This is a genomic window from Pseudomonas sp. GW821-FHT02C04, assembly GCF_059421845.1.
Genome location: NZ_JBWKVT010000007.1, coordinates 75,000 through 86,524 on the forward strand (window position 1 = coordinate 75,000; position 11,525 = coordinate 86,524).

Consider the following 11,525-nt stretch of genomic DNA (forward strand, 5'->3'; position numbering starts at 1 on the left):
TAAGAGATCTGACGAATGACCCTGAAGACCATCGAAGGTACCTTCATCGCCCCTAAAGGCCGCTACGCTTTGGTAGTGGGCCGTTTCAACAGTTTCGTGGTTGAAAGCCTGGTCAGCGGTGCAGTTGATGCCCTGGTTCGCCACGGCGTGAGCGAAAGTGACATCACCATCATCCGCGCACCTGGCGCCTTCGAAATCCCGCTGGTTGCGCAAAAAGTCGCCCAGAAAGGCGAGTTCGCAGCAATCATCGCCCTGGGCGCGGTCATTCGTGGCGGCACTCCGCACTTCGAATACGTGGCTGGCGAGTGCACCAAGGGCCTGGCCCAGGTGTCCATGGAATTCGGCGTACCGGTCGCTTTCGGCGTCCTGACCGTTGATTCCATCGAGCAAGCCATCGAACGTTCCGGCACCAAAGCCGGCAACAAAGGTGCTGAAGCTGCCCTGTCCGCTCTGGAAATGGTCAGCCTGCTGGCGCAGTTGGAGGCCAAGTGATTAGCGACGAAAGCGATCGTTTCAACCCGCGCGATCCGAAACCTGCGGATGCCGGCAAGCCATCGAAGAGCGTCAAGCGCCGCGAAGCCCGTCAGCTCGCGACTCAGGCTCTGTATCAATGGCACATGGCCAAGGCTTCGCTGAACGAGATCGAAGCGCAATTCCGGGTCGATAACGATTTTACCGATGTCGATGGCGCGTATTTCCGCGAAATCCTGCACGGGGTTCCGGCCAGCCGCACCGAAATCGACAACGCGCTCACGCCTTGCCTGGACCTGGCGATCGAAGAGCTGGACCCGGTTGAACTGGCGGTTCTGCGCCTCTCCACCTGGGAACTGCTCAAGCGCGTCGACGTGCCGTACCGCGTTGTGATCAACGAAGGTATCGAGCTTGCCAAAGTCTTCGGTTCGACCGATGGCCACAAGTTCGTCAACGGCGTTCTCGACAAGCTGGCTCCGCGCCTGCGTGAAGCTGAAGTCAAGGCGTTCAAGCGCTGATCAGCGCTTGATATCGCAATGGGCGAGTTTGAGCTGATCCGCAATTTCTTCGCCGCCGCGCCTTGTGCGCAGGGTGGCGAAGGCGTTGCACTGGGGATCGGCGACGACTGCGCCTTGCTGGCGGTTCCTTCCGGGGAACAGCTGGCGATTTCCACCGATACGCTGGTGGCCGGCGTGCATTTCGCCGATCCCTGCGATCCGTTTCTGCTCGGTCAGCGCTCGCTAGCCGTGGCGGTCAGCGATCTGGCTGCCATGGGCGCCACGCCCGTTGCCTTTACCCTTGCCCTGACCTTGCCGACGGTGACCGCCGATTGGCTGCAAGCCTATGCCCGTGGTTTGAACCGTATGGCGCAAAGCTGCAGCGTGGCGCTAGTCGGCGGTGATACCACTCGCGGGCCGTTGAGCCTGACCGTCACCGTGTTCGGTCGTGTCCCGGCCGGACAGGCCCTGACCCGCAGCGGCGCGCAGCCGGGCGATCTGCTGTGCGTCGGCGGCGAACTGGGCAATGCCGCAGGGGCCTTGCCGCTGGTGCTCGGCCAGCGCGAAGCCGAGCCGGACATCGCCCAGCCGCTGCTCGATCATTACTGGTCGCCGCAACCGCAACTCGCCCTCGGTCAGGCCTTGCGTGGCAAGGCTACGTCGGCGCTGGATATCTCCGATGGCTTGCTCGCCGATTGCGGCCACATTGCACTGGCCTCGAAGGTTCGCCTCGAAGTCGAGCGTGAGCGCGTGCCGCTGTCGGAGGCGCTGGTGGCGTTTCTCGGTCAGCGCGGCGCCGAACGTGCGGCGTTGAGCGGTGGTGATGATTACGTGCTGGCCTTTACCCTGCCGTCCGTCGAATTGCCGGCGCTATTGGCCGATGGCTGGCCGATCCATGTGATCGGCCGCGTGGCCGAGGGGCAGGGCGTGGTGCTGCTGGATCGCGAAGGGCATGACATCACCCCGCAAATCCGGGGTTATCAACATTTTCAGGAGTCACCGTGACAGATCACCCGAAACAGGTTCCCGGCGAGTTCGTTCCGCCGTCGGTCTGGCGCAACCCCTGGCACTTCCTCGCGTTCGGCTTCGGTTCCGGCACCTTGCCGAAAGCACCGGGCACGTGGGGTTCGTTAGTTGCGCTACCCTTTATTCCGTTGTGGCAGATGTTGCCCGACTGGGGTTACTGGCTGATGCTCGGGATCACCATGCTGTTCGGCTTCTGGCTGTGCGGCAAGGTCGCCGACGATCTGCGGGTACACGACCACGAAGGCATCGTCTGGGACGAAATGGTCGGGATGTGGATCACCCTGTGGCTGGTGCCGGAAGGCTGGTACTGGTTGCTCGCCGGGTTCTTGATGTTCCGCTTCTTCGACATCCTCAAGCCATGGCCGATCCGCTGGATCGACCGGCATGTGCACGGCGGCGTCGGCATCATGCTCGACGATGTGCTGGCGGGCGTGTTCGCCTGGCTGGCGATGCAGGGACTGGTGTGGATTTTCGCCTGATTTCAAGGCGTGGATGAGGGACACAGGGATGGCTCGACGCGGCTTGGCGATACTGTTTTTTACCCTGCTGGGTGTACTGGTCGGTGCGGTGGCACAGGCGCAGGACGCCCCACCGTCAGTCATTCACCTGGCCAGCGAAGAGTGGGAAGACTACACCGCTGCCGACGGCCACGGCCTGGGCTGGGATGTGTTGCGCAAAGTGTTCGAGCCGGCGGGCGTGACCCTGGACATCCGCTCCGTGCCTTACACCCGTTCGGTGGGCCTGGTGCAACTGAAGGAAGTCGACGCACTGGTCGGCTCCTATCGCGGTGAAGCCGAGCAGGTGCTGTACCCGAAATGGAACTTCGATTCCGACCACATCTACGCACTCGGCCTTGCCAGCAATCCGTCGCCGACCCAGGCGAACCTTGGCAAGTACCGACTGGCCTGGGTGCGGGGTTATCGGTATGAAACCTACCTGCCGAACGTCAAGCGCTTCAACCAGATCGAACGCCGTACCGGAATCCTGTCGATGCTCAAGCAGGGGCGGGCGGATTACTACATCGATGCGCTGACGGAAATCGAAGCGGTGGTGAGAAACGCCGCCGACCCTTCGCAATACCATTACTCGCATCTGGCGGAGTTGCCGCTGTACCTCGGTTTCGCCGACACCCCGCAGGCCCGCGCACTGATGTCGATCTACGACCAGCGTATGGAGCAACTGGTGAAAAGCGGCGAGTTGAAACCGATCTTCGAGCACTGGAAACAGCCGTATCCGTTCGAGTAAACGCGATGAACTCGGGCCTGTTATCAAACTTTTTGATCGTTATGGCCGACAATTCAGCCTAAGCGTCTGCAGGAACCTGCTGTTACAATGCCGCTCAGCGAATCTTCAGACTTTTTAGATCAGGAGCACACCGGTGCCTGTCGTTTTTGTCGCCGCTTCCAAGCTGCCAACGCCTTTTGCGCAATTCACCATGCACGGTTTTCTCGATGAAGCCACCGGCCGCGAGCACGTTGTGCTGAGCCTGGGTGAGATTGCCGACGGTGCCCCGGTGCTCGGCCGGTTGCACTCTGAATGCCTGACCGGCGATGCCTTGTTCAGTCAGCGTTGCGACTGCGGCTCGCAACTGGAGGCCGCCCTCAAGGCGATCGCCCGTGAAGGTCGTGGCGTGTTGCTGTATCTGCGCCAGGAAGGCCGTGGCATTGGCCTGCTGAACAAGATCCGTGCCTACGAATTGCAGGACGGCGGCGCCGACACCGTTGAAGCCAACGAGCGTCTGGGGTTTGCCGCCGACCAGCGTGACTACGCCATGTGCCTGCCGATGCTTGAGCATCTGGGCGTGAAATCCCTGCGCCTGATGACCAACAACCCGCGCAAGGTCAAAGCCCTGACCGACATGAACATCGTCGTCGCCGAGCGCGTGCCGCTGCACACCGGGCACAACCCGCACAACAAACTCTACCTGGCGACCAAGGCCAGCAAGCTCGACCATATGATGGGCAACGAACATCAGGGCGAGGTAGACCGCGCGTGACCCGTGGTCAGGTGCGGCGTCGTCTTTCGGTCGCCTGGTGGAAATACCTGGCGTTGGCACTGGTGCCGCTGTTTGTTCTCAACGGCGTGTTCGGCGAGAGCGAAGCGATCATGCCGGTGCTGGCGATGCCGTTGTTCATCGCTGGCGTGGCCTCGATGTTTGTCAGCCTGAAGTTTTTCGGCCGCTACAAACATGCGCTGATCGCCACGCAAAAAGCCCTCGATACCCCTGAAGAACCCGCTGCGTGGATTGCCCTCGCGGCTCGTCGTCGCACGGCGTTTCTTGCGGCGGGGTTGCCGGCGTGGATCGGCGCACTGGCGGTGTTCGTCGGCCTCGAAGCGGTTCCGCTGATGTTGCTGGCACTGTCTACGGCGGTGCTGTTCTACCTCTACCGTATCCCGCGCCAACTCGGTTGATGCGCCGTCTCTGGCTGGCGGTTCTGCTGCTGGCCGTCAGCAGCGAAACCCTGGCTGCCCTGCGAGTGGTCAGTCTCGCGCCATCCCTGTCTGAAATCGTCGTTGAGCTGGATTCGGCCGACCTGTTGGTGGGCGTGCTGGATGCCGGTGACCGGCCGTCTGCGATCAAGGATGTGCCTTCGGTTGGTCGTTATGGTCAGCTCGACATGGAGCGGTTGCTCAGCCTCAAACCTGACTTGCTGCTGTTGTGGCCGGGCAGTGTCGGCCCGGCCCAGCGTGATCAGCTCAAGCGCCTGAACATCCCGACTTTCGTTGCCGAACCCCGCAGTTTCGAGCAGTTGACCGCGCAGATTGAAGCCATCGCGATGCAGCTCCGTCGTCCCGAGCGCGGGGTTGAGCGAGCGGCCGAGCTGCGGCGCACACTCGATGAGCTACGCCAACGCTATCGGCGGGAAACGCCACTGCGGGTGTTCTATCAAGTCTGGGACAAGCCGCTGTACACCGTCGGTGGCGGGCAGATCATCAGCGATGCGCTTGAAGTGTGCGGTGCACGCAATGTGTTTGCCGACCTGACATTGCCGGCGCCGCAGGTCAGTATCGAAGCGGTGTTGCAGCGTGATCCCGAAGTGATTCTGGCCGGCGACCAGTCACAACTGAATGCATGGAACGCCTGGCCGCAGGTGGCAGCGGTCAAGCACAGGCAGTTGCTGCTGGTCACCGACAAAGGTCTGGAGCGTCCGAGCGGGCAGATGATCGAGGCGACCACCAAGCTCTGCCAACTGATTGCGCCAGACCGTTGACCGCTAGAGCTGCGGCGTCCAGGTCACGCCGAACATGAACGCCCGACCTTCCTCGCGATAGCCGAACTGGCTGCCGTCATGGCTGTACAGCGCCCGGCTGTAACCCTTGTCCAGCAGATTATCCACCTTGAAATCCAGCTTGATCTCACGGTTCAGCGCCCAGCTGCTGCGCAGTCCGAGCAGCGCATAACCACCCAATGGTTGCTGATTGTTCAGGTCGTCATAGCTGCTGCTGACGGCCTGCCAACTGGCGCCGAGGCCGAGGCGATCGAACTGTCGATCCAGATCCCAGCTCAGCGTCCGGCGCGCACGTCGCGCCAAGGTGTGGCCGGTGTCGCGGTCGCGGGGATCGATGATCGCCACGCCGAGGTTGCTCTGCCAGCCCAGCAGTTCCTGTTTCAGCGCTGCCTCAAAGCCGTTGATCCGCGCCGACGCGACGTTCTCTGGCCGGGAGTTGCTGCCGAAGATGATCGCGTCTTCCAGATCGGTCCGATACAGCGACGCTTCGAGTCGGCTGCTGTCACTCAACTGGCTGCGCCATTGCAGCTCGTAGCTTTTCGAGGTTTCCGGTTTCAGGTCCGGGTTGCTGAAGTCCGGGTAGTACAGGTCGTTGAAGGTTGGTGCGCGGAAGCCTTCGCTGTAACTGAGCAGCAGATCGTTGTCCGGGTTGACCGGCAACGTCAGCGTGCCGCTCCAGCTGTTCTGGCCGCCGAACTGCTGGTTGTCGTCACGGCGCAGGCCGAGTTCGGTGGAGAAGCTGTCGGCCTGGAAGCGATGCTGGATGAACGCGGCTCGGTTCCAGCGGCTGTCCTCGTCGAACGCGGTGCTGCTGTTGACCCGGTCCTCGTACCAGTCGCCGCCAAGGATCAGGCTGTTGCGCGCATCCAGGGTCAGGTCGTTCTGCCAGGTCACCGAGTCGCGGTAGGTGTTGAACACCGAGCGTTCGTCGCTGAGCTTGTCGAGCGTCTTCTCGCGGTTTTCGCTGTGGCCGAGTTCCAGGCGCGATTTCCAGCGCTCGTTGATCCGTGCATCGATGTAGCTGCTCAAACTGCTGACGGTGAAATCGCTGTAGGGCTGCTGTTGCACGGAGTCAAAAGTCACCGGGTCAAAGCGCCCGAACGGGTTGTCGAACTCGCTTTTGCCACGGTTATCCAGCAGGTTGGCGCCGACTTCGATGTCATCGGTCAGCGCATGGCTGAGGCTCAGGCTGATGGACTTGTTGCGATAAGCGTCGTGATCGCTGTCGCTGGGATAGGACTCGTGGGTGCGGTCGAGGCCGGCGGTTTCATCGAGGCTGGCACCGAGGTTGAAACGGGTTTTCTCGTCGCCTCCGGACAGACCGACACTGCGTTCCCAGGTCTGGTTACTGCCGAATCCTAAATGCATCCGCGGCTGCAAGCCTTGTTCGCCACCGCGCCGGGTGAAGATCTGAATCACCCCGCCAATCGCGTCACTGCCGTAAATCACCGAACGTGAACCGCGCAGTACTTCGACGCGTTCGATCTGCTCGATGTTGAGGTGTTGCAGGTTACTGTCGCCGGAGGTGGAGTTGCCGATGCGCTGGCCATCGACCAGTACCAGACTTTGCGCCGATTGCGTGCCACGAATGTAGATCCCCGGCAGACTGCCGCGCCCGCCGGTTTGCGCCACTTGCACGCCCGGTACCCGTTGCAGCAGATCGGTAACGCTGCTCGGTTGCAGGCGCTCGATGTCTTCGCGGGTGAACACAGTGTTGGCGGCGCTGCTGTCGTTGCGGGCTTCCACCTGACGGTTGGCGCTGATCAGCATGTCTGGCAGCTTCAGGGCCTGATCGCGCTCGAAGGTATCGGCGAGGGCGTTGGCGGTTGGCAGCAGGAGAAGGGGCAGGGCGAGGCGCGAGAGGTTCATCGGTATTCCGTTGGTATTTCCGGTGTGCGCAAATCAATGTGGGAGCGAGCCTGCTTGCGATTGCGGTGTGTCAGTCGGCATTGAAGTGACTGATGGTGCGCTATCGCGAGCGGGCTCGCTCCCACATGGGCATTGCGTTTTACTTGTTAAGCAGCTCCAGGCGCTCACGCACCGCCGCTTCGATCCCGGCCTCGTCCAGCCCGCACTCGGCCAGCATCTGCGCCGGCTTGGCATGCTCGACGTAAACGTCCGGCAAGCCCAGGTGCAGCACCGACTTGAGAATGTTTTCACGGGCGAGGAATTCGCTGACCGCGCCACCGGCGCCGCCCATGATCGCGTTCTCTTCGATGGTCACCAGCAGGTCGTGGCTGGCGGCGATTTCACGCACCAGCGCTTCGTCCATCGGTTTGACGAAACGCATGTCGACTACGGTCGCATCCAGCGTTTCGGCGACGTTCAGTGCTTCGGTCAGTTGCACGCCGAAGACCAGCAGGGCGACCTTGCTGCCCTGACGTCGAACCACGCCTTTGCCGATCTCGATCGGTTCGAGGTTCTTCTCGATGGTCGCGTTCGGGCCGGTGCCGCGCGGGTAACGCACCGCCGCCGGGCCGTTGTACAGGTGACCGGTGGTGAGCATCTTGCGCAGTTCGTTTTCATCGCTCGGGGTCATGATGACCATGCCCGGGATGCAGCGCAGGAACGACAGATCGAAGCTGCCGGCGTGGGTCGGGCCGTCTTCGCCCACCAGACCGGCGCGGTCGATGGCGAACAGCACGTCGAGGTTCTGCACCGCAACGTCATGCACCAACTGGTCGTAGCCGCGCTGCAGGAACGTCGAGTAGATCGCCACCACCGGTTTCGCGCCTTCGCAGGCCATGCCGGCCGCGAGGGTCACGGCGTGTTGCTCGGCAATTGCCACGTCGAAGTAGCGCAGCGGGAAGCGCTCGCTGAACGCCACCAGATCCGAACCTTCCTTCATCGCCGGGGTGATGCCCACCAGACGAGGGTCGGCAGCGGCCATGTCGCACAGCCATTCACCGAACACGCCGGAATACTTCGGCCCGCCGGCCTTCTTCGGCGCAGCGGCCGGGGCGCCCAGCGGTTCGAGCTTGGTGATGGCGTGATAACCGATGGGGTCGACTTCCGCCGGGGCAAAGCCTTTGCCTTTCTTGGTGACGATGTGCAGGAACTGCGGGCCTTTCAGATCGCGCATGTTGCGCAAGGTGGCGATCAGGGTCGGCAGGTCGTGGCCATCGATCGGGCCGATGTAGTTCCAGCCCAGTTCTTCGAAGAGGGTGCCGGGGACCAGCATGCCTTTTGCGTATTCTTCGGTGCGACGGGCGATTTCCCAGGCGCCGGGCAGGCGCGACAGGACTTTCTTGCTGCCTTCACGCATGCTCGCGTAAGTGCGGCTGGAAAGGATCTTCGCCAGATAATTCGACAGACCGCCGACGTTGCGCGAGATCGACATGTCGTTGTCGTTGAGGATCACCAGCATGTTGGCGTTCACTTCCGGCGCGTGGTTCAGCGCCTCGAAGGCCATGCCGGCGGTCAATGCGCCGTCGCCGATCACGGCAATCGCCTTGCGATCACTGTTCTGCAGGCGGGCGGCGATGGCCATGCCCAGCGCGGCACTGATCGAAGTGCTGGAGTGGCCGACGCCAAAGGTGTCGTACTCGCTCTCGGAGCGACGCGGGAAGGCCGCAATGCCGTCCTTCTGGCGCAGGGTTTCCATGCGCTCGCGACGACCGGTGAGGATCTTGTGCGGATAGGCCTGATGACCGACGTCCCACACCAGCCGGTCGTCCGGGGTGTCGAAGACGTAATGCAACGCGATGGTCAGCTCGATGACGCCCAGGCCGGCACCGAAATGCCCACCGGTCTGGCCGACCGTGTAGAGCAATTCCAGGCGCAACTCATCAGCCAGGGTTTCCAGCTCGGCTTCGCCTAACCGGCGCAGGCCGTCCGGCGTGTTCGCGCGGTCGAGCAGGGGCGTGGTCGGGCGCTTGCGGGGAATCTCATGGAACGTCGTGGGCATCAGGCGAATCGTTATAGGTATAAAAGATGCGGCAGTTTACCTGATGCATCGTCCCCTGCCCACGCGTTGGTCTTTTTTGGCAGATTAGCCTTTAGTTGCGTCGGTCGACGATATACCGGGCCAGATCGCGCAATGGCTCGGCGGCCGCGTCAAACGGTCGCAGCGCATGCAGGGCCTGATCGCGCAGTTCCAGGGCATAGGCCTTGGCTGCATCGAGGCCAAGCAGGGCCGGGTAAGTCGGCTTGTCGCGGGCAATGTCGGCGCCCTGGCGTTTGCCGAGGGTTTCGGTATCGCTTTCGACGTCGAGGATGTCGTCCTGCACCTGGAACGCCAGGCCGATGGCCTGTGCATAACTTTGCAGGGCCTTGAGTTCATCCTTCTCGGCGCGGCCGCTGGCCAGGGCGCCGAGTTTGACGCTGACTTCAATCAGCGCACCGGTCTTGTGTCGGTGCATTTGTTCGAGGGCTTTCTGATCGAGCTTGAGTCCGACCGAACCGAGGTCGATGGCCTGGCCACCAACCATGCCGGCCGGGCCAGCCGCATGCGCCAGCGCCGTGACCTGTTGCAGACGGATATCCGCGCTCAGGTCGCTCAGGCGAGGGTCGAGCAGGGCGCTGAACGCCAGGCTCTGCAAGCCGTCACCGGCAAGAATCGCGCAGGCTTCATCGAATTTTTTGTGGGTGGTCGGCTGACCGCGACGCAGATCGTCGTCGTCCATCGCCGGCAAATCGTCGTGTACCAGCGAATAGGCGTGGATCAACTCCACTGCACTCGCCGCGCCGTTGGCCTGCTCGGCCTTGCCGCCGAGGGCTTCGCACGCGGCGTAGGCCAGCAATGGACGCACGCGTTTGCCGCCGTTCATCACGCTGTAGCGCATTGCTTCGTAAAGCCGCGCCAGCTCTGGCAGTGGTGCGTTGAACAGGGTTTCCAGTGCCGCATTGACCCGCGCCTGGCTGGTCGCCGAATACGCCGCGATCATTCTGGCTGATCCGCGTCGAAGGGTTCCTCGGCGAGCTCGCCATCGCGTTCCAGCAACACCTGGACCTTCTGCTCGGCCTGGGCCAGCGCTGCCTGGCAGTCACGGGTCAGACCGATGCCCTGCTCGAAAGCGGTCAGCGAGTCTTCCAGCGACAATTCACCATTCTCCAGACGCTCGACCAGCGTTTGCAGGTCGGCGAGGGACTGTTCGAAATCCAGTGCAGCTTTTTTGCGGGCCATGGCGGCTAATTCCGGTTGACGTTAAACCGGCGCGACACTAGCAGATAGGGGGTTTATGGGCAAATGAGCGGCGGTTTCACGGCCATCGCGGGCGGATGGGAAACGGGTTTTGAACGTGATGAAAGTTATTCGGCTCATTTTGTGAGCCGAATAAGTCCGCTATTCGGCTCACGCCTCGTAAATGTGCGTGATTCCTACCGCATTTCAAGATGTATCCGATTGTTAAAAAACTGCCGAATCGCTAACCTTCGCGCCTTCTACGACCCGACAGTCACGGGTCTTTCAGACGAAACGCAGTTTTCACCGCTGTGAAGTACCGAGGATCGGGTGCAAGGTTTCGTTCAGGCATGGCAGGAGGCATCACATGCGTTCATTTCTTTTGCTGCTGGTCGGGTTGGCCTGCGCCCCCGCTCTATGGGCGGCGCCGAGCGCTGATCTGTCGGAACCAGTGGGCGGCTGGCGCTATAACGGTCTGCTCGACCGCAGTGAAAACCCGCAAGTCGCCTATCCCACGCCGCCGATCGATCGCGGCATCCAGCGCAATCGCACGATGATCCAGGGCCAGCTCAAGGCCATCGGCAACCAGCGCGGGCCGCACACTCTGGCGGTCAACGGCAATCCGCTGAATCTGTACACCGACGACGATGGGCGTTTTGCTCGGCCTTATGCGTTCGGCGCAGGCTCCAACAGCGTCGAAGTGCGCAGCGCCGAAGGTCAGTCGCTCAAGCGCGTGCAGTTCTACGAAGCGAACAACCTGCGCACACCAGCACGGATTCGCGTGGTGCTCGGCTGGGATGATCCCAAGGCTGAACTCGACTTGCACATCATTACCCCTGACGGCCAGCATGCGTTTTTCGCCCACACGGCGTTGACCAATGGCGGCGGTCTGGACCCGGACGGCGTCGACGGCCCCGGCCCGGAAATGTTCACCATGACCGCGCCGCTGCATGGCACCTATCTGGTTTACGTCAACTATTGGGGCAACTTCGGCGACGGCGGCTATAACTTCGAGGAGACCAGCAACCAGAACGAGGTCATCACCTCGCAGATCACGCTGGTGCTCAACGAAAACACCGTCGACGAAAAACGCGAAACGTTCATCGTGCCCCTGCGGGCCATCGGTGATCTGCTGCTGGTCAAGACTTTCAACTATTAAGCATCCCGCCACGGATGAAC

The 11,525-nt window shown here is 62.0% G+C and carries 13 protein-coding genes; 9 read left to right on the forward strand and 4 right to left on the reverse strand.

All coding sequences use genetic code 11. The features are described 5' to 3' along the window. Nucleotides 1-15 precede the first annotated feature (15 nt). From ribH to AC07VV_RS23275, 8 genes are all read left to right on the forward strand, one after another. Nucleotides 16-492 carry a 6,7-dimethyl-8-ribityllumazine synthase gene (gene ribH, locus AC07VV_RS23240; RefSeq protein ID WP_003228649.1) on the forward strand — a complete coding sequence of 159 codons (477 nt, stop codon included), beginning with the start codon at nt 16-18 and terminating at the stop codon, nt 490-492. Further along, nucleotides 489-989 carry a transcription antitermination factor NusB gene (gene nusB, locus AC07VV_RS23245; protein ID WP_096820751.1) on the forward strand — a complete coding sequence of 167 codons (501 nt, stop codon included), beginning with the start codon at nt 489-491 and terminating at the stop codon, nt 987-989. Before ribH ends, nusB begins: the two co-directional genes overlap by 4 nt. 18 nt (nt 990-1,007) lie before the next feature. Then, nucleotides 1,008-1,973, forward strand: coding sequence for a thiamine-phosphate kinase (thiL, locus tag AC07VV_RS23250; protein WP_493072940.1), 966 nt, complete (start codon nt 1,008-1,010; stop codon nt 1,971-1,973). After that, nucleotides 1,970-2,473: a phosphatidylglycerophosphatase A family protein gene (locus AC07VV_RS23255; RefSeq protein ID WP_096820753.1), complete on the forward strand. Its 504-nt coding sequence runs from the start codon at nt 1,970-1,972 to the stop codon at nt 2,471-2,473. Before thiL ends, AC07VV_RS23255 begins: the two co-directional genes overlap by 4 nt. A gap of 28 nt (nt 2,474-2,501) precedes the next feature. Then, on the forward strand, nt 2,502-3,239 hold the full coding sequence (locus tag AC07VV_RS23260; RefSeq protein WP_102620870.1) for a substrate-binding periplasmic protein: 738 nt from the start codon (nt 2,502-2,504) through the stop codon (nt 3,237-3,239). A gap of 133 nt (nt 3,240-3,372) precedes the next feature. Beyond that, the gene (gene ribA / locus AC07VV_RS23265; protein WP_065259552.1) at nt 3,373-3,990 is read left to right on the forward strand and encodes a GTP cyclohydrolase II; all 618 of its coding nucleotides are present in this window, start codon (nt 3,373-3,375) and stop codon (nt 3,988-3,990) included. Further along, complete coding sequence (locus tag AC07VV_RS23270) at nt 3,987-4,406, forward strand: MFS transporter (RefSeq protein ID WP_495037581.1); 420 nt, start codon at nt 3,987-3,989, stop codon at nt 4,404-4,406. Before ribA ends, AC07VV_RS23270 begins: the two co-directional genes overlap by 4 nt. Continuing rightward, nucleotides 4,406-5,206: a cobalamin-binding protein gene (locus AC07VV_RS23275; RefSeq protein ID WP_495037582.1), complete on the forward strand. Its 801-nt coding sequence runs from the start codon at nt 4,406-4,408 to the stop codon at nt 5,204-5,206. Before AC07VV_RS23270 ends, AC07VV_RS23275 begins: the two co-directional genes overlap by 1 nt. Before the next feature lie 3 nt (nt 5,207-5,209). On the opposite strand, the gene AC07VV_RS23280 is transcribed toward AC07VV_RS23275, so the two are convergent. The 4 genes from AC07VV_RS23280 to AC07VV_RS23295 form a co-directional block, all read right to left on the reverse strand. Then, a complete protein-coding gene (locus tag AC07VV_RS23280) occupies nt 5,210-7,093 on the reverse strand; it encodes a TonB-dependent receptor domain-containing protein (protein WP_495037583.1) in 1,884 nt (627 codons plus the stop codon). Between the two features lie 139 nt (nt 7,094-7,232). Further along, nucleotides 7,233-9,131 carry a 1-deoxy-D-xylulose-5-phosphate synthase gene (gene dxs, locus AC07VV_RS23285; RefSeq protein ID WP_495037584.1) on the reverse strand — a complete coding sequence of 633 codons (1,899 nt, stop codon included), beginning with the start codon at nt 9,129-9,131 and terminating at the stop codon, nt 7,233-7,235. A gap of 91 nt (nt 9,132-9,222) precedes the next feature. Further along, nucleotides 9,223-10,110, reverse strand: a complete 888-nt coding sequence (gene ispA / locus AC07VV_RS23290) for a (2E,6E)-farnesyl diphosphate synthase (RefSeq protein ID WP_096820759.1) — start codon at nt 10,108-10,110, stop codon at nt 9,223-9,225. Then, complete coding sequence (locus AC07VV_RS23295; RefSeq protein WP_007894317.1) at nt 10,107-10,349, reverse strand: exodeoxyribonuclease VII small subunit; 243 nt, start codon at nt 10,347-10,349, stop codon at nt 10,107-10,109. Before AC07VV_RS23295 ends, ispA begins: the two co-directional genes overlap by 4 nt. Before the next feature lie 364 nt (nt 10,350-10,713). On the opposite strand from AC07VV_RS23295, the gene AC07VV_RS23300 reads away from it, so the two are divergent. Then, nucleotides 10,714-11,505, forward strand: a complete 792-nt coding sequence (locus AC07VV_RS23300) for a YfaP family protein (protein ID WP_096820761.1) — start codon at nt 10,714-10,716, stop codon at nt 11,503-11,505. Nucleotides 11,506-11,525 lie beyond the last annotated feature (20 nt).